Genomic DNA, 20,396 nt, shown 5'->3' on the forward strand with positions numbered 1-20,396 from the left:
CCTCCTCCGCACCTGCGGAAGCCGTTCCTGATGGCGATGGTGATGGGCGGCTGCGCGACGGCGGGCCCCATCACGGGCAGGGCAAGGATTGCCCCACGGGCAAGCTCTGCCCCGTGTGAGATGCCCTCAAGGGCAGACATTGCCCTTCGCTCAGGCGGTGGACTGGAGGCCTCGGGGCTCGGGGCGCGTTGGCAGGCCGGCTGCAATAGACAGATGCAGTGGGCGACATCCCACGCTGAACGCAGGGGGGCTTGGCAATTTTCATGCGACGCCAAGAAGGGGGCCAGGCGTTCCATCTCCCATCCACATCAAGGAGGCACCGCAATGCTCATTACGTCTCGTACGCTGGTCCTGGTCGGTTCCGCCGTCCTGTTGACCACCATCGGTATCGGTCCGGCCCATGCCCAGCAATGCCAGGACTGCGAAATGCCGAATCCCAATGACCCGGTCTTCAATCCGCCCAAGCTCTTGAGCCCGCTGGAAATGAAGATCGATCCGCTGGTGTGGGCTCAGATGCAGGTAGACACACTGCCGGGCGTCACCGTCGCCGCCACCCGCAACGGCAAGCTGTTGTTCAACAAGGGCTATGGCTACGCCAATACCCAGACCCAGCAGGTGATGACCGCCGACACCCGCTCCTGCATTGGCAGCGTGACCAAGGCCACGATCACCGGCCCGGCCGGCTTTCAGTTGATGGCGGACAAGGGTATCAATCCGCAGACCCGGACGCTGTACGGCACCAACGGCATATTCGGCAACGACTTTGCCAACGACATCGCACGCGGCGTCAATCGCCATACACCGATCGTCGAAATGGATATCGACGAGAACGACCACACAATCACTTGGTATGACGACGGCACGTTCAGCGAAGGCGCCACCAACGATCTGGACAAGTACAACGCACCACAGCCATACACCCTGCCGCCGGGCCGCCAGATCGTCGATATCACCGGGATCGCCATCGCCGCGAATGGCCGGGTGTATACCTGGTACAACGATGCCCGCACTGTATCGACCGACTCGCCGCGGCTCACCCGCTCGATCGGCACCCCCAGCGATCTGCGCCTGTATAGCCCCGAGACCACCACTGCGGTGGACCTGCCCGCCGGCAAGACCGCGCACGACATCGTCGGCATCGCGATCGCCAAATCCAACGACCACGTCTATGTCTGGTACCAGGACCGCACCTATAGCGAAGGCACGTCGATGGATTTCGACTACTACTCCGCACCCAAGCCGTACACCTGGGCCACGCAGGCTGGCGGCACGAGCTACGACATCCGCGGCATGGCGATCGCCTCCAACGACCATGTGTATGCATGGTTCGGCAACGGCAAGGCCAGCTCGGGCATGAGCCATGACCTCGCTCAATACATCGCGCCCTATTCCTACAGCCTGCCAGGCTCGCTGGCCGGCCCCAACTGGACCCAGATGTACGGGTCGATCACCGTCCAGCACCTGCTCGACCACCGCGCCGGCTTCACCCGCAGCGGGGATCTCGCGGGCACGGCCGAACTGTTCGGCATCCCCGAAGCCAACGTCACCTACAAGCAGATCCACCAGCACTTCCTACGCACGCGGCCGCTGCTGCGCACGCCGGGCGGCAACGCCGAGTATTCCAACCACGGTTTCGGACTCTGGACGCTGCTGATCGAAAAGATGTCGGGCCAGACCTACCGCGACTACGTGCGCGACAGCTACCTGGTACCCGCCGGCGTGGCGGACGATATCGAGCCGCAATCGGCCAGCCCGGATTCGCGCGATTCGGCCAACCATGTTCTCGTCAACGGCCAGGCCGTGCCGGGACCGTACGTGGCCTCGACCGTTGGATTGGCTGCCGGCGGCTACCGCGGCACGGCGCGCGCGCTGACCGTGCTGACCGCGAAGCTCGACGGCAAGTACAGCGACGCCGACATGGACCGCATGGGCTGGGGCCAAGGCGGGGATGGCACCCTGGAGCACAACGGCGGCACTCCCGGCGGCATGGCCTATGTGGTGATGTACCCGGCTGGCTATGTCACGCCGGAAGGCCTCGACCTGAGCAACGTCCATATCGCCGTGGTCGCCAATCGCTGGGGCAACCTGGGGTCGTTCGAAGCAATGGCGCGCGAGATCGCCAAGCAGTTGCCGGCGCCGTAACTGACCACCTTTGCCGCGACGGTGGGGGAGGCGAAGAAGGAGCCCCCCTGCTGCACTCCCGCCCCCGCCGCTGCGGCGGGCCGCGCGCTGACGCGCACCGGAACCAGGGCCGCGCTCTTCTCGACGGGCTTCGGACGGGGGCGGCCCTTGCGCCATTCGTAGAGCGTCGGTCCGGACACGCCCAGCTTCTGCGCCGCGTCTGTCATCGTCCCACCCGCCGCCACGGTGTGCTCGGCGTAGCGCACCGCGAAGGCTCCCAGCGCCTCGGGGAATGGCAACGAACCACTGCGCCGCCCGGCCTTCATGCGTGCTCCGGAGCATTCCGAACACCTTCTCCGGAGCAAGCCGATCACCCGCTCCGGGGCATGCCGAACACCGATTCCGGAGCAAGCCGAACAGCTGTAGCAGGCTGAAGCAGTGAGGCTGTCGCAGGGCTGAGGACCTCGCGTTCTGAAGGCCGAGCCGGAACGTTGACGACGCTGGACAGAGCGCCGACCACGCCACCTCCGCAAGGAGGAGGCGGTGGCGGCAGAGAGGCTGTCCATGCGGAAGCTGAGGGAGATTCTGAGGCTGCACCTGGAGAAGGGGCTGGGCCCGCGGGCGATAGCACGCAGCCTCTCGGTGTCACCGAGCACGGTGAGCGGGTACTTGGGCCGGGTGCGGGCGGCGAAGCTGGCGTGGCCGCTGCCGCCGGAGCTGGACGAGGACGCAGCGCTGGAGCGGGTGCTGTTCGCCGACGAGGGCCCACCCCGCCCGGGCCGGCCGGAGCCCGACTGGGCGCGCATGCACCTGGAGCTGCGCAAGAGGCACGTGACGAAGCAGCTGCTGTGGGAGGAGTACAAGGCGGAGCAACCGGACGGCTACCAGTTCAGCCAGTTCTGCGAGAAGTACGCGCGGTGGGCCGGGACGCTGAGCGTGACGATGCGCCAGACGCACGTGGCGGGCGAGAAGCTCTTCCTGGACTTCAGCGGGGACGGCGTGGACGTGGTGGACGCGAGGACGGGCGAGAAGAGGAAGGCGAAGCTCTTCCTGGCGGTGCTGGGCGCCAGCAACTTCACGTACGCGGAGCCGGTGCTCAGCGAGGACCTGCTCACGTGGGTGCAGTGCCATGTCAACGCGCTGGAGTACATGGGCGGGGTGACGCAGGTATGGGTGCCGGACAACCTGAAGAGCGCGGTGACGAGTCCGCACCGGTACGAGCCCGACCTCAACCCCACCTACGCGGAGCTGGCGCGGCACTACGGGGCGGCGGTGATTCCGGCCCGGGTGCGCAGGCCTCGGGACAAGGCGAAGGTGGAGCAAGGCGTGCTGCTGGCCGAGCGGTGGATTCTGGCGGCGCTGCGCCATCGCACCTTCTTCTCGCTGGAGGAGGTGCGCCAGGCGGTGCGGCCCCTCTTGGAGAAGCTCAACCACCGGCCGATGAAGAAGCTGAAGAAGTCACGCCGGGACGTATTCGAAGAGATGTGTTGCTGAGCACGGTGGTTGAGGGAGAGAGGCCGCGCTTATGCCTTGGCTGCCGCTGCGCACCTTAGGAGGGTAGCTTTACTGTCCTGAGGTGGCGTGGCGGTAGTGCCCTGGGCACGCAACGAATCGGCGTTTGGCTCCCTGTGGGACCAAAAAAGAACCAAATTCAATGGACGGTCCTGGACTCACCCGGACGGAAGGCCACCCCTCTTTTCAGAGGGAAAGCCGGGCGGACAGCCGTTGGTCCGAGCAGGGACCAAATCCGCCTGTGCGGCTTCGAATCCCGCCGCCTCCACCTCCTGCCGCGAGGCGTGAGGCTCAGCTTCCCGCGGCCAGCGGAGTGATGGCCTCCGCGATGGAGTCGGGCGCGGGCGGTACGCCGAAGAAGCGCGAGAGCTCGGCCCGGGCCTCTCGGGCTTCCGCCCCGCTGATGCGCCCCTCGTGCTCCAGCCTCCCGAGGATGACGCCGGCTCGGGTGCGCAGGGCCTCGGGCCGTTGGGCGGGCAGCCAGCGGCGCGGGGCGGGCAGCATGGCCGCGAGCATCGCACCCTGCGCCACGCTGAGCTCCCGCGCCGAGGTGCCGAAGTGCTCGCGTGCCGCCGCCTCGATGCCGTAAACGCCCTCCCCCCACTCCACGACGTTCAGGTACAGCGCGAGGATGCGCTGCTTGGACAGGTGGGCCTCCAGCCGGCGCGCGAGCAGCAGCTCCTTGGCCTTGCGCAGCAGACTGCGGTCCGTGGAGAGGTAGAGGTTCTTCGCCAACTGCTGGGTAAGGGTGGAGGCACCGCGACCCAGGCGCGCCGCGCGCACCGACTGCTCGAGGGCGTTCTCCACCTCGGTCCAGTCCACGCCTTCATGCTGGTAGAAGCGCGCATCCTCGGAGGTCAGCACGGCGTCCACCACGTGCGGGGCCACCGCGCCGAGGGACACCCAGGCATTGCGCGCGCGTGGCTTCCTGCCCGCCTCGCGCGCCTCCTCGGCCCGCTGCGCCATGAGCGCGGTGGTGCGCGGGTTCTGCGTCTGCAGGGGACTCACGTCGGGCAGCCGCGCGTACTCCGTGCTGAGCCAGAGGACCAGCAGCAGCCACCCGCCCAGCGCCCAGCGCCCCCAGCCCGGGCCGGGGCGCTTCCCCACGACGCTTCGGGCGCTGGAGGGTCGCTGCTTCGTCTTCTGCGTCCGGACGGAAGTAGCTCGCGCGGGGGGTGGGCGGGAGGCCATCGGTGTGCGCATATCTGCCCCGGTAGACACCCGCTGTCCAGAAGACGGCCGGGGCCGGACTTCGCGGGAATGCGGAGCACGAGGCAGACGATGCGCGTCGCCAGGGCGTCAAGGCTCACTTCGGTGCGTACGGCCGAAGCGCTCGCGCCGGAGCGTCACTTGTAGGTGCCCTTCATGGTGACTTTCGTATAGGCGGAGTAGCCGTATGAGCAGGCAAACCAGGGGCCCGCGGCCGGGTTGCTGAAGGTACACGTCTCGGTGCTGCCCCACTGGTTGGGACGGCAGTTGAAGGAACCGAGCGTCGGCGTCGCGTTGAAGCGGACGTACAGGTCCGCGTCCCCCGTCGTGCCAGAAACCCCCACCTGGTTGAACACCAGGGAGCTCTTGCCCGAGGGCACGGTGAGCAGCCAGCAGGTCCATGCCTCCTTGACGCCGCCGTATGGCGCCGTGGCGTTACCGTTGCTCAGGAAATTGTCCCAGATGACACCGGAGTACCTGCCGGTGAGCGACACGCCCGAATAGGTGGAATAGGCATCCAGCATCACATACCAGTCGCCAGCGGCGGGGTTGCTGATCTGGCACGTCTCGGTGTTGCCGGACTGATAGGGCCGGCAGTTGTAGCTGCTGGTGGTCGGAACCGAACCGAACTTCACGTAGAGGTCCACGTCCCCCGTGCCGCCGATGGTGGTGAAGGTGAGGCTGGACTGGTTGGCCGGAACGGTGAGCTTGTAATACGTGGAGCTGCCCATGCTCCCAGCCAGCCCCGTCATCGCCACGTTGTTGAGCAGCGGAATGGGAGTCGGCGGCGGGATGCTCACCCCAACCCCCACGGCCTGCCACGCCGCGCTCACCGCATCGACGGTGGTCTGGTCATAGCCGAGCTGCTGGGCGGCCTGCTCCGTGTACGTCTTCGCCTGCGCGAAGTTCGTGGAGGCGGTCCAGATGTCGACGTTCGCCTTGTAGAAGATGCGCGCCGCCTTCTCGACGCCGATGCCTGGCACCACCACGCTCGTCCGGCCACGCGGGTGCGTGCCTCCCGTGGACAGCAGCGAGAACGCCAGGTTGGGGATGCCCGCGCTGAAGTGCACGTCCATGTTCGGGGTGTAGTTCGGGTAGTAGTCGACCGACCCGGCACCCAGAATCGGGTCATTCATGTAGCGAACCGCATCGCCCGCGGTGCCAGGCGTCCAGACGTCTTCGCCAATCTTCCAGACATCCGCGTCCGGCAGCACGAAGCCTCGAGTCCAGCTCTCGCACGTGGCGGCAATGACATCCGAGAAGCTCTCGTTGAGGCCGCCAGACTCGCCCGAGTAGGTGAGGTCGGACTCGGCAATGGTCACCGCGTGGGCGATCTCATGTGCGACGACATCCGGGTCATTGCACAGCGGGGTGGAGCTCGTGCCGTCGCCATCGCCGCACGCCAACTGGGTGCCGTTCCAGAACGCGCCGACATAGTTGGTGCCGTAGTGGGTCGAGCACGTCAACGCCGCGCCAGCGCCGTCGTAGGAGTCGCGGCCGAAGAGCGTGTGCAAGCAATTGTAGAAGGTACCCAGCGCGTCATAGCAGGCGTTCACGACGGGGTCGCTGACGGCCTCCTGGCCCTCGGAGCGCGAGAGCGTGCCTGGAAGGCTGCTGCCATTGTTGGCGCTGTACACGGCGCGGCTCAGGGCGTTGAAGATTCGCGGAGCCCTCCGCACCACCGCGCCGTCACTGGCCTTCACGTACACCCGGTCATTCATCGGGGTGCCAGCGGCCAGCAGGCCAGTCACCCGCACCTCGTGAGCCAGGACGAGCTTGTCGTTGGCGTCGCGCAAGTACACCAGGCGCTCGGTCCTGGCCTCCCGGGTGGGCGCGACAGTCGCGTCGAGCGCTACCGTTGCAGCGGCCTCCGCGGAGAGCCGTGGCTGGGCGCGCGCGAGGCTCGGCTTTCGGGTGTCACGCGCGGAGCCGTTGGCCGCGTAGACGACACCGGCCCGGTCCACGTGAAGGACGAGCTCACCGTCGATGACGGGCAGCCCCTCCTTCAACTGGCTGAAGCGCAGGTGCTGGTGCCCGTTCCCGTCCACGGACATCCGCCTGAAGACCAGGTCCTCCGCGCGGAGGCCGTAGACTGGAGCAATGCTCTCCAGCGCGGCCTGCACGGTGGCCTTCGCGTCCACCGCCGACAGCCCCCGCGCCGCCCCCTCGGCCTTGCCCAGGGTGCCCTTGATGAAGTCAGGAGTCCCATCCCGCTGACTGGACAGGACGGAGACCCCGTTCATCGCGCTCAGCGCCTGCTGGATGTCCGCGCCGTCCTTCTCACTCGCGAGCGTCAGCGAGTCCCCGGTCTCAGCCTGCTCTTCGGTGGAGTTGCACGCGGTGAAGACAAACGCCAGAGACGCCGCACAAAGTGGCCTCAGAAGTGGATGGCTCAAGTTCGCTTCCTCCAAGGGCACTCTACCCTGAGTGAAGAACACTGAGACGCCGAGAAGTTGTTGGTTTGGGTAGCCAGGGGAGCAGAGGGGAGACGCTGGCGCGCGCGGAATGCGGCTTCAGTCCGCCCTCTGTCCACGCCCCGCCACGCTGGACCACCACGGGCTCTTTGCAATCTGGTTGCCGACAGTGGAGGGCTTCTCCAATCCACTCTGGACGCTGCTGCTGCGGACCTGGCGGAGGCCCTCCGCGAAAGCGTCGCGCTCCTCCACCCCGGGCTGGCCCGGCTCGCTTCCCCCGAGCGGTCCACATCACGGTTCGTGCATGAATCATGAACGAACCAAGAAGATTCATGAGCCACTCTCGCCTTCCGGCCGGAAGGGGGCTGGAGCGGGGGGCCATTCCACGCGTCCGTTCTTCGCTCGCGGCACGGGCGCGCCGCGTCTCCGCGATGCGACGAGAGCACCCCGTTCTCACCCCTGGGAATGGGGCGCTCACCTACTTCCCGCGGCGATCCGCCTCCCGGCAGCGCTCCACGAACTCCTGCACCTCCCGAGGCACGGAGCCCTCGGGCAGCTCGAAGTAGCGGGAGACGACGTCCACGGTCGCCGCGTATTCGTGCAAGGAGTAGCCGTAGAACACGACACGCGTCAGCCTGGAGTGCTCCCGCGCCGCCAGATGCTCGGAGAGCGTCGTGCAGGCGACCTCCACCGAGTCGCGAAGCCCGAGCCCACCCGTCCCCGTCCCCAGCGCCACCATGGCCACGGAGAGAGCGGAGTCCTCGATGCGCTCCAGCGCGTCCCACAGCTTCACGCAGCACTCGCGGATGCGCGCGAGGTCCGGGAACGAGCCCCCGTGCATGCCCTCGCGGTAGTCCATCACCGCGACATGCGCCACCCACTTCGCCCTGGGGTGCGTGCCCGCGTCCGTCACGAGTACCTCACCCGGAGCCATGGGGCCGCCGAAGCGCTCATGCAGCGCGGTGAGGATGTACTCCTGGTAGCCCGGACCGCAGGCGCGGCGGATGGCACCGGAGACACCCGAGCCCAGCTGCGCATTGGTGTTGGAGGCGTTGACGAGCACGCGCGCGTCGCCGTCCACCAGATTGCCCTGTGCAACCGCGACCGACTCGAGCCTGGAGCCCATGCACGGACCTCGGAGCCAACACGAACGGGATGCGCCAGAGCATTCGCGGGACCTGTCACGTTGTCCAGCGGGCTTGTCGCCCCGCGAGTGCACGCCCCGCTCGTGGAGAGCGGCATCTACAAGCCAGGTTCGCCTGGACTGAAGTGGGCCCGCCAGCCCGCGGAAATCCGAGGGGCCTCGGGAGCGCCCTCCTCGGGGAAGCCGGCCAGGAACTCCTTCTCGCCCTGAGGCTCGTAGGGCCCCTCCTTGACTTCGAGCACCACCGTGTCCGGCTCGAGCACCACGACGGAGTGAAAGGTCCGCGCGGGCAGCTCGATGCCCCAGTGGGCCCCACCTGCACGCAGGTGATGGAGCGAGTGGATGCGGCCATCCTCCTCGAAGGCCATCACGCCCAGGGCTCCCTGCACCATGCACAGCAACTCGAAGCCATCGCGCCCCGGTGGACGCGGATGCCGGTGCGGCCGGACATAGGTCCCCGGCTGCAACGCGAGCAGCATCCGCTGCACGCGGTCCGTGGGGGCGTGGAGACAGTGCGTGGTGCGCAGGCGCTTGCTGGCGGCGGCCTCCGCGCAGAGCCGCAGCAGCAGCTCACGAGGCAACGGCGTGGGGTCGTTCATGCGGCTCGGAGAAGGAGGTGGCGCTCAGGTGCTCACGGTACCACTCGGCCGTCTCCCGCAGTCCCTCCTCCAGGGTGTAGCGCGGGGCCCAGCCCAGGAGCCGCCGTGCCTTCTCGGCGGACACGTGCTGGTGGTGGATTTCCCCGTGCGAGGCGGGAAGGAGGTCGGGCACGAGATCCTCGCGGTGAAGGATTCGCTGGAGCGTCCTCACCACCTCGAGCACCGTCCAGCTCCCGCCCATGGCGAAGTTGAACGCCTCGCCCCGGGCCACGCCCGCGTCGAGTCCTTCGAACATGGCCATGTAGGCCCGCACCGCGTCCCGCACGTAGAGGAAGTCGCGCATGAAGTCCCCTTGCGGTGGCATGCGCACGAGCGGGCGTTGTCCGTCCAGCAACCGGCGAAGGGTGTTGGGGATGAGCCGGCTCCAGTTGAGGTCTCCGCCGCCGTAGATGTTGCCGAATCGTCCCATCGTCACGGGCAGGCCATAGCTGTGGGCATAGGCATGGGCGATGAGGTCCGCGCACGACTTCGAGACGTCATAGGCACGCCTCCAGGACGTTGTACGTGCCGCGGACGTTCACCTCCATCGCAGTATGGGGCGACTGGAAGGCGCGCCCCTCGAGGGAGATGGCCGCGAGGTGGAACACCGTGTCCACGCCCTGCTCCGCGACGAGCCGCTCCAGCAGGGCGAAGTCCTCCACCTGCCCGATGACGTTGTGGACCTGGTGGACGAGGCCGCTCTGGACGAAGCGCCCGTGGGGCTCCCACTGCGAGAGCAGGTTGATGACGTATGCCCCCTGCTGGCCCAGGTACTCGGCGAGCCAGGAGCCCATGAAGCCCGAGGCGCCAGTGATGAGGACACGATGCGAGGTCAGGATTCTATCGGTTGGCATGGTCACTCCGGATGGAGCGACCGGGCCGGCCTGCGTGATGGAGCCGCGCGAACGTCCGCGGACGCTCGCCTGGCCTGCGCGCGGAAGACGGTGCGGCGGCGTTCTTCAGCGCGGACCGTGCGGCTCCAGCAGTCGGGAGTCCTCGCTGCCCGGAGTGAGCGGCAGCCACAGCCGCTCGGTGCCGGAGATTCCGTCGCGCGCGCTGTACACCACCGCCACCGCGCGCCCGAGCAGCTTCGCGCGCGGCACGAGGCCCCAGAAGCGGCTGTCGGCGGAGTTGCCCCGGTGCGCTCCGGTGGTGGGGCAGCGCCTCAACGCTCGCCTGCTCCCCTCATTCCCGAGCCCGCCGCTGGCGTCGAGCGCGCTTCGCCTTCGACACCATCTCCTCTGCTCCCCTACTCCCAAGCCCTGGCGCTAGCGTCGAGCGCTCTTCGCCTTCGGCGCCTTCTTCTTCGCCGCGGGCTTCGCGCGCTTCGCGGCCGCCGGAGCCTTGCGCGCCGGGCGCTTCGCCGCGCGGGCTGGACCCGCCCACACCTCGAGCGCGGCGCGGGCCTCGGAAGCGCGCGTCTTGTTGCCCAGCGCCTCCTGCAACAGCGCGAGCCCTTCCATGGCGTGGCGCACCTGTGCGTCCGTGAGCTCCTCGTGCTGGAAGAGGTTGCGGTAGGCCTTGGCGAGCCGGGCGAGCGCGACGAGCGGCTCGGTGACAACGCCGCCGCCCGTGGCCTGCGGCGAGCGGAAGTGCCCGAGGCGGTAGCTGATGCTGCCCCAGTCCCAGCGCTCGCTCTCGGGACGGCCCTGCGCCATCCGGTCGCGCTCCAGCGTCGCCTGCCAGCCGGCGCCGAACTGGGCGCGCAGGGCCTTCTCGAGGAAGGTCTGGAGCGCGTCGCGCGCGCTGCTCAGGGCCGGGTCGAGCATGGCGCTGACGGTGACGTTGCGGGTGCTGGCGGTCGTTCTGCGGATGGACACCGGGTACAGCTCCTTCGAGAGAGAGGGGCGCGCAGGGTACCGGGCCTGTCGGGGGTCGGCCAGGAATGCGCCGGTCTGAAGCCCGACGCCAGAGCGGGCCGCTGCACGCCGCGCCATGCAGCGGCGCCGCTGTCGCCAGTCGTTCATCGACGAGCCCGGACGCCCCGTGCGCCCGGGGCCGTCCCGCGGGTTCGAGCCACACGGGCGTACTGCAACCCGGTATTGAATAGCGGCCTGGAGGCTCCGTCTCACGCCTGGAGATGGCGCAGCTTCGAAGGTGAGACGATGATGTCGACTTCGTCGATGCGACCCGCGCGGACCTCGAGCGCGAAGACGGCGTACACGGAGCTGTCGACGAGGACCACCACACCGGGCTTCCCGTTGACCCTGGCGAGGCGCCACGACCACGAGGAGCCCTGGCTCAAGCGTGCCCGGCCGGCCAGGATGAACCGCGCGACGGCGTCCGCGTGGTGGATGGGTTCGCGCGCCTCGCCTCCGTCGCTGTAGAGACTCACGTCGGTGGCGAGCACCTCGACGAGGGCATGGACGTCGTCGCTCGCGCACGCCTCCGCGAAACGCAGGGCGAGCCGCTGGTGCTCGTCCGATGACACGCTGAATCGGGATTGCCCCAGGGCGAGTCTCTCCTTCGCTCGGTGCACGAGCTGCCGGCAGTGGGCGTCGCTCTTGCCGACGGCACGTGCAATCTCGGGGTACGGTCGCTCGAAGACCTCCCGGAGCAGGAACACCGCGCGCTCCACCGGTGACAGCGACTCCATCACCCGAAGGAGCGCAATCGAGAGCGTCTCGGATTGCTCGGTGGCGGTCTCGCCCGGCGGCGTGGCTTCCCTCTCGAGCAGGGGCTCCGGGAGCCAGACGCCCACGTAGGACTCCCTCCGGGCGGCTGCCGACTGGAGGCGGTTGATGCAGAGGTTCGCGACCACGCGGCGCAGGTACGCCTGCGGCGACCCGATGGCCTCGCCGTCCATGGCCTGACTGGCACGTTGCCAGCGGAGATAGGATTCCTGAACGCAATCCTCCGCCTCGGCAACGCTCCCCAGCATGTTGTAGGCAATGGAGAGGAGCACCGCCCGGTGGGCCAGGAAGGTTTCGTCGCCGCTCGCCGTCATGCCGCGCGCTCCAGGACGTCCCGCGCAACCGCTTCCGCGCTGGCCAGACTGGCGTGCGCCAGATGGTCCTGCGCTCCGACGAAGTCCCCCACCAGGTACACGCCGGGCGCGTCTGGAACGATTGAGGAGGGACGCCCCTGAAGCCCTTGCCGTCCGGCCGTCACGGCGTCCCCTGAGACCTGGATGCGGGGAAGGAATTGAGAGGCCACCACCACCTCGCGCCATCCGGGCTGGAGTTCATCCAGCCAGGCTTCGAGCTGGCGACGGTCTTCGCGCGAATCTTCGTCGAGGTCAGACGCTCTCAAGGGCAGGTATTTGACCAGGTGGAGCAACGCGCCGTCGCCCGGAGCGAGCCGGCACGAGCGGGAGTGTACGGAGTAGTAGAGAGGCTGGTCCAGGCGCAGCACCACCAGGCGCCGCGGCTCCGGCAACGAGCGCAGCGCGAGGTCCAGGCACGCCGCGCGCACGGGTCGCGCATGAGCCGCCCACGCCTCGACCGAGGGAAGATTGAGCAGTCGCGCCGCGGTCATCACATCCGTGGCGACCACCACGGCCTTCGTGTGCAGGGTGCGGGTCGGGAGTCGCACCGTGTGCGGCGGCCCGAGCTCGATGCCCATGACGGCGGCCCCGTGAATCATCTCCACGCCCGTCGCGCGTGCCGCGCGCTCGAGCCCATTGACCAGGGTCTGCCAACCGTCGTCGAGGAGGAGCGCTCCGCGCTGAGAGCCCACGAGCGACAGCGCATACGCCGCGTCGACCTCGTCGGGCGCGTGCGTGTACGTCCCGAGCCGCACCGCCGCTTCGAGGAAGCGCCGCACCACGGGATGCCGCACATGATGGTCCAGCCAGGCGCTCACGGGCCGACCCCGCCAGACGTGAAGAGGCTCGGTCCTGAGCAGGCGGAGAAGCTGGGCGAGCTCCGTGCGCGACGCGGAGTCCAGCAACGTGCTGGTCGCGAGCGAGGCCGCGTCCACCGGCAGCCTTCCGATTCGAGCTCCGTCCTGGCACTCGTAGAGCGAGCGGTCCGACTGCCCGCCCGAGAAGGTGACGCCGAGCTCGTGCAGCACGGACTCGCCGGGTCCTCCCGAGTAGAACGCGTGAATGCCGAGGTTGAACTTGAAGCCCTCCCGCTCCGTGGTGATGGCGCGGCCGCCGAACCGGGGCGCTTTTTCCACCAGGGTGACGGTCCGTCCCCCGCGCGCAAGGAGGGCGGCAGCGGCCAGACCGCCGATTCCTCCGCCAATCACCACCATGTCTCGCTGTTCCCGTGTCGAGTTCATGCCCTGAAGACCGGGTGGTCCAAGCGTTTGTGACACCCCCTGGTACATCGGACGAGGAATGGCCCGGGACCAGGTAGCGGCCCCTGGGAACAGGCGGGGCCTGGCGCCTCCACATTCACTGCTAGGGTTCCTGCACGAAGCATCTGCGCGCAGGGCGCAGGAGCCGGGGTTTCTCGCGGAGCAGACGATGATTCTCGCCACGTGTCACTGCGGTCGCGTTTCGCTCGAGGTGAAGTCCGAGCCGACCGAGGTCACCGATTGCAACTGCTCCATCTGTTACCGCTATGGCGTGCTGTGGGCGTACTACTCGCCTCGACAGGTCCACGTTCGTACGGAAGGAACTGCCCAGGCCACATACCAGTGGGGCGAGCAGAAGATTGCCTTCCATCGCTGCGCCCACTGCGGCTGTGTCTCACACTGGGCCTCGCTCGACCCGGCATATGACCGGATGGGCGTCAACGCCCGACTCATGCCACTCGGGCTTCTATCGAAGGTGCGCGTGCGGCACCTCGATGGCGCCGGTACAGAGCAGTACATCGATTGACACCCTCTCTCGGGGCATCCTGAAGCCGCGAGGAGAAGTCTTCAGCCTGGACCGGGCCCTCGGGTCCGTCCCTGCTGAGCGAGAAAGGCGGAGGCGGTCATGCTGGTCATCACGGGTGCCACGGGGCGGGGCGACCTCGACGACACGAGCCGCACGCTGAGCCGGCTTATCGGCCGCCCCACCACGTCCCTGGCACAGGCACTGTCCGCCACGTTCCAACCGGGCTGAGCGGACGGCCTGGAGCAACGCACGCCCTGGGGCGGCCCGGCGCGCGCGGCGTCCCGAGACTCAGGACGCCGCGGGCCGGGAACGGCGGTGCTACGAGCCCGTCAGGGCGTGACGGAGACGACGGTGCCCGCGAGGGTGTTGTTGTCCTCGATGAGCTCCGCGAGGGTACCGTACGAGTCCGCCGAGGCGCCCACGTACCAGGAGCCGGTGGTGGACGCGTTGGCGTTCACCGAGCGCGAGCGGGTGACGCACTGGCCCGAGCTGACCGACACCCCCGTCACCGTGCCCAGGATGAAGTCCTCGGGCGGCAGCGGCGCCAGCGGCGGGCGGATGACGTTGTCCGAGGAGAAGAAGAGGTCCACGTCCGTGACGGCCGCGGCCTGCCCCCGGTTGCACAGGGTGAAGCTGACAGTGAGCGCGGCGCCCAGCCGCACGCTGGTGGCCGAGGTCACCGAGGTGAAGACCAGGTCCGGCTTGTTGCCCACGCCGATGCGGCTGCCCGCCAGGGAGTTGTTGTCCTCGATGAGCTCCGAGCGGCTGCCGGTGGGGTCCACCACCGCGCCCAGGAACCAGGCTCCGTCCGGAACCGACGGCGCCGTCACGGTCAGCGTCCTGCTCGCGCACAGTCCCACGTTGAGCGAGATGCCCGTCACCGTGCCCAGGTAGAAGTCCTCGGGCGGCAGGGGGGCCACCGGCAGGCGGATGGTGTTGTCCGAGGACAGGTACAGGTCCACGTCCACGATGCCGCTCTGCTGCCCCCGGTTGCACACGGTGACGCTGGTGCTGAACGTGTTGCCCTGCCTGACGCTGTACGGACCGGTGACGGTCGTGACGACGAAGTCCGGCAGGTTGCCCACGCCAATGCGATTGCCCGTGAGGATGTTGTTGTCCTCGATGAGCTCCTGGCGGTTGTTGAGCGGGTCCACCACCGCGCCCAGGTGGTACGCGCCGTCCATCACCGTGGGCGCCGTGACGTTCACGCTCCTGCTGACGCACTGGCCGGCGTTGAGCGTCACTCCCGTCACCGTGCCCAGATAGAAGTCCTCGGACGGCAGCGGGGCCGACGGCGGCCGGATGACGTTGTCCGCGGACAGGTACAGGTCCACGTCCACGGTGCCGCTCTGCTGGCCGCGGTTGCAGAAGACGACGCTGGCGCTGAAGGAGGTGTTGGGCTTGATGCTGTAGGGGCCGGTGACGGAGGTGACGACGAAGTCGGGCGCGTTGCCCACGCCGATGCGGTAGCCGGACGAGGTGTTGTTGTCCTCGATGAGCTCCTGGCGGTTGTTGGACGGGTCCACCACGGCGCCCAGGTGATACGCACCCTGGCTGCCCGGAGGCGGCAGGTAGGCCCAACCCTGGACGGGCACGGTGGCGCACTGGCCCGGGAAGAGCAGGCCCGAGGGGGCACTGCCCACGAAGGAGTCCTCCATCGGCCCCGGCGTGGTGTTCGTCCGGATGGTGGCGTCGGCGGACAGGTACAGCTCCACCTGGGTGCTCTCCGCCTGGGTCCCGTGGTTGCACACCGTCACCTGCGCGGTGAGCGGCTGGCCGTCCTGAACGCTGGCGGGGCCCTTCACTTCGGTGACGGCGAAGTCCGGCGCGTTGCCCACGCCGATGCGATAGCCGGACGAGGTGTTGTTGTCCTCGATGAGCTCCAGCTGGTTGTTGACCGGGTCCACCACGGCGCCCAGGTGGTACGCCCCCTGGTTGCCCGGAGGCGGCAGGTAGGCCCAACCCTGAACGGGCACGGTGGCGCACTGGCCCTTCGTGAGCCAGCCCGTGGGAGCATTGCCCACGAAGGAGTCCTCCATCGGCCCCGGCCCGGTGTTGGTCCGGATGGTGGCGTCGGCGGACAGATAGAGCTCCACCATGGTGTCACCATTGAGGGTGCCCTGGTTGCACACCGTCACCTGCGCGGTGAGCGGCTGGCCATCCTGGACACTGGTGGGCCCGGTGACGGAGGTGATGACGAAGTCGGGCGCGTTGCCCACACCGATGCGGTAGCCAGACGAGGTGTTGTTGTCCTCGATGAGCTCCTGGCGGTTGTTGACCGGGTCCACCACCGCGCCCAGGTGGTAGGCCCCCTGGCTGCCCGGAGGCGGCAGGTAGGCCCAGCCCTGGACGGGCACGGTGGCGCACTGGCCCGGGAAGAGCAGGTCCGTGGGGGCATTGCCCACGAAGGAGTCCTCCATCGGCCCCGGCGTGGTGTTCGTCCGGATGATGGCGTCGGCGGACAGGTACAGCTCCACCTGGGAGCTCTCCGCCTGGGTCCCGTGGTTGCACACCGTCACCTGCACGGTGAGCGGCTGACCATCCTGCACGCTGGCGGGGCCCTTCACCGCGGTGACGACGAAGTCCGGCGCGTTGCCCACGCCGATGCGGTAGCCGGACGAGGTGTTGTTGTCCTCGATGAGCTCCTGGCGATTGTTGGACGGGTCCACCACCGCGCCCAGGTGGTACGCCCCCTGGTTGCCCGGAGGCGGCAGGTAGGCCCAGCCCTGGACGGGCACAGTGGCACACCGGCCCGGGAAGAGCAGGTCCGTGGGGGCAACGCCCACGAAGGAGTCCTCCATCGGCCCCGGCGTGGTGTTCGTCCGGATGGTGGCGTCGGCCGACAGGTACAACTCCACCTGGGTGCTATCCGCCTGGGTGCCCTGGTTGCACACCGTCACCTGCGCGGTGAGCGGCTGGCCATCCTGGACACTGGTGGGCCCGGTGACGGCGGTGACGACGAAGTCGGGCGCGTTGCCCACGCCGATGCGGTAGCCGGACGAGGTGTTGTTGTCCTCGATGAGCTCCGGCTGGTTGTTGGCCGGGTCCACCACCGCGCCCAGGTGGTACGCCCCCTGGTTGCCCGGAGGCGGCAGGTAGGCCCAGCCCTGGACGGGCACGGTGGCGCACTGGCCCTTCATGAGCCAACCCGTCGGGGCATTGCCCACGAAGGAGTCCTCCATCGGCCCCGGCCCGGTGTTGGTCCGGATGGTGGCGTCGGCGGACAGGTAGAGCTCCACCATGGAGTCACCATTGAGGGTGCCCTGGTTGCAGACCGTCACCTGCGCGGTGAGCGGCTGGCCATCCTGGACACTGGTGGGCCCGGTGACAGAGGTGATGACGAAGTCGGGCGCGTTGCCCACACCGATGCGGTAGCCAGATGAGGTGTTGTTGTCCTCGATGAGCTCCGGCTGGTTGTTGGACGGGTCCACCACGGCGCCCAGGTGATACGCACCCTGGTTGCCCGGCGGAGGCAGATAGGCCCAGCCCTGGACGGGCACGGTGGCACACCGGCCCGGGAAGAGCGGACCCGAGGGGGCATTGCCCACGAAGGAGTCCTCCATCGGCCCCGGCGTGGTGTTCGTCCGGATGGTGGCGTCGGCGGACAGGTACAGCTCCACCATGGTGTCGCCCGGAGTCGTCCCGTGGTTGCACACCGTCACCTGCGCGGTGAGGGACTGGCCGTCCTGCACGCTGGCGGGACCGGTGACGGAGGTGACGACGAAGTCCGGCGCGTTGCCCACGCCGATGCGGTAGCCGGACGAGGTGTTGTTGTCCTCGATGAGCTCCTGGCGGTTGTTGGACGGGTCCACCACGGCGCCCAGGTGGTACGCCCCCTGGTTGCCCGGAGGCGGCAGGTAGGCCCAGCCCTGGACGGGCACGGTGGCGCACCGGCCCGGGAAGAGCAGGTCCGTGGGGGCAACGCCCACGAAGGAGTCCTCCATCGGCCCCGGCGTGGTGTTCGTCCGGATGGTGGCGTCGGCCGACAGGTACAACTCCACCTGGGTGCTATCCGCCTGGGTTCCGTGGTTGCACACCGTCACCTGCGCGGTGAGCGGCTGACCATCCTGGACGCTGGTGGGCCCGGTGACGGAGGTGACGACGAAGTCGGGCGCGTTGCCCACGCCGATGCGGTAGCCGGACGAGGTGTTGTTGTCCTCGATGAGCTCCAGCTGGTTGTTGGACGGGTCCACCACCGCGCCCAGGTGGTACGCCCCCTGGTTGCCCGGAGGCGGCAGGTAGGCCCAACCCTGGACGGGCACGGTGGCGCACTGGCCCTTCATGAGCCAACCCGTCGGGGCATTGCCCACGAAGGAGTCCTCCATCGGCCCCGGCCCGGTGTTGGTCCGGATGGTGGCGTCGGCGGACAGATAGAGCTCCACCATGGAGTCACCGTTGAGGGTGCCCTGGTTGCACACCGTCACCTGCGCGGTGAGCGGCTGGCCATCCTGCACGCTGGTGGGGCCCTTCACCTCGGTGATGACGAAGTCGGGCGCGTTGCCCACGCCAATGCGGTAGCCAGATGAGGTGTTGTTGTCCTCGATGAGCTCCAGCTGGTTGTTGACCGGGTCCACCACTGCGCCCAGGTGGTACGCCCCCTGGCTGCCCGGAGGCGGCAGGTAGGCCCAGCCCTGGACGGGCACGGTGGCGCACCGACCCGGGAAGAGCGGACCCGAGGGGGCATTGCCCACGAAGGAGTCCTCCATCGGCCCCGGCGTGGTGTTCGTCCGGATGGTGGCGTCGGCGGACAGGTACAGCTCCACCATGGTGTCGCCCGGAGTCGTCCCGTGGTTGCACACCGTCACCTGCACGGTGAGCGGCTGGCCATCCTGCACGCTGGCGGGGCCCTTCACCGCGGTGACGACGAAGTCCGGCGCGTTGCCCACGCCGATGCGGTAGCCGGACGAGGTGTTGTTGTCCTCGATGAGCTCCTGGCGGTTGTTGGACGGGTCCACCACCGCGCCCAGGTGATACGCACCCTGGTTGCCCGGCGGAGGCAGGTAGGCCCAGCCCTGGACGGGCACGGTGGCGCACCGGCCCGGGAAGAGCAGGTCCGTGGGGGCAACGCCCACGAAGGAGTCCTCCATCGGCCCCGGCGTGGCGTTGGTCCGGATGGTGGCGTCGGCGGACAGGTACAACTCCACCTGGGTGCTATCCGCCTGGGTTCCATGGTTGCACACCGTCACCTGCGCGGTGAGCGGCTGACCATCCTGAACGCTGGTGGGCCCGGTGATGGAGGTGACGACGAAGTCGGGCGCGTTGCCCACGCCGATGCGGTAACCGGACGAGGTGTTGTTGTCCTCGATGAGCTCCGGCTGGTTGTTGGACGGATCCACCACGGCGCCCAGGTGGTACGCCCCCTGGTTGCCCGGAGGCGGCAGGTAGGCCCAGCCCTGGACGGGCACGGTGGCGCACTGGCCCTTCATGAGCCAACCCGTCGGGGCATTGCCCACGAAGGAGTCCTCCATCGGCCCCGGCCCGGTGTTCGGCTGGATGTAGCCATCCTCGGACAGGTAGAGCTCCACCATGGAGTCACCATTGAGGGTGCCCTGGTTGCACACCGTCACCTGCGCGGTGAGCGGCTGGCCATCCTGCACGCTGGTGGGGCCCTTCACCTCGGTGATGACGAAGTCGGGCGCGTTGCCCACGCCAATGCGGTAGCCGGACGAGGTGTTGTTGTCCTCGATGAGCTCCGGCTGGTTGTTGGCCGGGTCCACCACGGCGCCCAGGTGGTACGCACCCTGGCTGCCCGGAGGAGGCAGGTATGCCGGGCCCGTCACCTGCACGGTGGCGCACCGGCCCGGGAAGAGCGGGCCCGAGGGGGCATTGCCCACGAGCATGTCCTCCTGCGGCCCAGGCCCGCCGGAGGGCTGGATGAACTCATCGGCGGACAGGTACAGCTCCACCTGGGTGTCGCCCGGGTTGGTGCCCTGGTTGCACACCGTCACCTGCGCGGTGAGCGGCTGGCCATCCTGCACACTGGCGGGCCCGGTGACGGAGGTGATGACGAAGTCAGGCCCGTAGCCCACGCCCATGGGCCCGCTGAGCCGCGAGTTGTTGCTCTCGTCGGACTCGAACTCGATGTCATAGGGGTCGGCGAGCGCCCCCAGGTACCACGCCCCATCCGACGGCGCCGGGCTCACCTGGACCGTGCGCGTGTCACACGCTCCCGGCAACAGGTAGCCCAGGTACTCGCTCCCACCCCAGTAGTCCGTGGCGATGGACAAGTTGCTGTCATCCGACAGCACCAGCGCCACCTCCGTGCCGCCTCCCATGTCCCCCCGGTTGCATACCGTCACCGTCGCGGCGAAGGAGCTGCCCGGCGTCGTGCTGGTGGGACCGCTCAGCGCCGTCACCACGAAGTCGGGTCCTCCCAGGCCCTGCTTCGCTTCCTTCAGCGCATCCGTGGATGGGGCTCCCGAAGTACACCCCACCGTCACGGTGGCCAGCGCGAGCGCACTGGCCATCGTTCGTCCGATGATTCGTCTCATGTATGTCTGCTCCCTGGGCTGACTCTGACGCCCCTGCAACTCTACAAGTCTGCGAGAATCCCAGCGAAAGCGGAATGACCTGATTTTTTCAGGGCA

General features: G+C 68.4%; 13 protein-coding genes and 1 pseudogene. 4 read left to right on the forward strand and 10 right to left on the reverse strand.

The genetic code is table 11. The features are described 5' to 3' along the window. The first annotated feature begins 324 nt into the window (after window positions 1-324). Both ACVTJA_RS37890 and istA read left to right on the forward strand, forming a co-directional pair. A complete protein-coding gene (locus ACVTJA_RS37890; protein WP_465827526.1) occupies window positions 325-2,142 on the forward strand; it encodes a serine hydrolase domain-containing protein in 1,818 nt (605 codons plus the stop codon). A 522-nt stretch (window positions 2,143-2,664) separates the two neighbouring features. Continuing rightward, window positions 2,665-3,615, forward strand: a complete 951-nt coding sequence (gene istA, locus ACVTJA_RS37895; protein WP_465827529.1) for an IS21 family transposase — start codon at window positions 2,665-2,667, stop codon at window positions 3,613-3,615. 309 nt (window positions 3,616-3,924) lie between these two features. Here the strand turns inward: istA and mtgA are convergent, their stop codons facing one another. The 9 genes and pseudogenes from mtgA to ACVTJA_RS37940 all read right to left on the reverse strand — a co-directional run bounded on the left by mtgA (window position 3,925) and on the right by ACVTJA_RS37940 (window position 13,265). After that, window positions 3,925-4,824 (reverse strand): monofunctional biosynthetic peptidoglycan transglycosylase, encoded by a 900-nt coding sequence (gene mtgA / locus ACVTJA_RS37900; protein ID WP_465840623.1) that lies wholly within the window; start codon window positions 4,822-4,824, stop codon window positions 3,925-3,927. Window positions 4,825-4,979: 155 nt separating this feature from the next. After that, entirely contained in the window at window positions 4,980-7,238 is a 2,259-nt protein-coding gene (locus ACVTJA_RS37905) for a M4 family metallopeptidase (protein ID WP_465827532.1), read from the reverse strand. A gap of 496 nt (window positions 7,239-7,734) precedes the next feature. Then, window positions 7,735-8,382 carry a macro domain-containing protein gene (locus ACVTJA_RS37910; RefSeq protein WP_465827536.1) on the reverse strand — a complete coding sequence of 216 codons (648 nt, stop codon included), beginning with the start codon at window positions 8,380-8,382 and terminating at the stop codon, window positions 7,735-7,737. A 116-nt stretch (window positions 8,383-8,498) separates the two neighbouring features. Continuing rightward, entirely contained in the window at window positions 8,499-8,999 is a 501-nt protein-coding gene (locus ACVTJA_RS37915; protein ID WP_465827538.1) for a WbuC family cupin fold metalloprotein, read from the reverse strand. Beyond that, a pseudogene (locus tag ACVTJA_RS37920) lies at window positions 8,971-9,892 on the reverse strand (NAD-dependent epimerase/dehydratase family protein). The gene ACVTJA_RS37915 and the pseudogene ACVTJA_RS37920 overlap by 29 nt, the downstream one beginning before the upstream one ends. 105 nt (window positions 9,893-9,997) lie before the next feature. Beyond that, on the reverse strand, window positions 9,998-10,207 hold the full coding sequence (locus tag ACVTJA_RS37925) for a S26 family signal peptidase (RefSeq protein ID WP_465827541.1): 210 nt from the start codon (window positions 10,205-10,207) through the stop codon (window positions 9,998-10,000). Window positions 10,208-10,306: 99 nt separating this feature from the next. Further along, the gene (locus ACVTJA_RS37930; RefSeq protein ID WP_465827544.1) at window positions 10,307-10,858 is read right to left on the reverse strand and encodes a hypothetical protein; all 552 of its coding nucleotides are present in this window, start codon (window positions 10,856-10,858) and stop codon (window positions 10,307-10,309) included. Window positions 10,859-11,106: 248 nt separating this feature from the next. Then, complete coding sequence (sigJ, locus tag ACVTJA_RS37935; RefSeq protein WP_465827546.1) at window positions 11,107-11,985, reverse strand: RNA polymerase sigma factor SigJ; 879 nt, start codon at window positions 11,983-11,985, stop codon at window positions 11,107-11,109. After that, window positions 11,982-13,265, reverse strand: coding sequence for a phytoene desaturase family protein (locus ACVTJA_RS37940; RefSeq protein WP_465827549.1), 1,284 nt, complete (start codon window positions 13,263-13,265; stop codon window positions 11,982-11,984). The genes sigJ and ACVTJA_RS37940 overlap by 4 nt, the downstream gene beginning before the upstream one ends. Window positions 13,266-13,494: 229 nt before the next feature. On the opposite strand from ACVTJA_RS37940, the gene ACVTJA_RS37945 reads away from it, so the two are divergent. Together ACVTJA_RS37945 and ACVTJA_RS37950 are read left to right on the forward strand one after the other, a co-directional pair. Continuing rightward, window positions 13,495-13,809: a GFA family protein gene (locus tag ACVTJA_RS37945; RefSeq protein WP_465827552.1), complete on the forward strand. Its 315-nt coding sequence runs from the start codon at window positions 13,495-13,497 to the stop codon at window positions 13,807-13,809. Window positions 13,810-13,908: 99 nt separating this feature from the next. After that, window positions 13,909-14,037 carry a hypothetical protein gene (locus tag ACVTJA_RS37950; RefSeq protein WP_465827554.1) on the forward strand — a complete coding sequence of 43 codons (129 nt, stop codon included), beginning with the start codon at window positions 13,909-13,911 and terminating at the stop codon, window positions 14,035-14,037. 101 nt (window positions 14,038-14,138) lie between these two features. On the opposite strand, the gene ACVTJA_RS37955 is transcribed toward ACVTJA_RS37950, so the two are convergent. Then, window positions 14,139-20,300, reverse strand: coding sequence for a CARDB domain-containing protein (locus ACVTJA_RS37955; protein WP_465827558.1), 6,162 nt, complete (start codon window positions 20,298-20,300; stop codon window positions 14,139-14,141). Between the last annotated feature and the right edge of the window lie 96 nt (window positions 20,301-20,396).

It is taken from the genome of Pyxidicoccus sp. M6 (assembly GCF_055568925.1).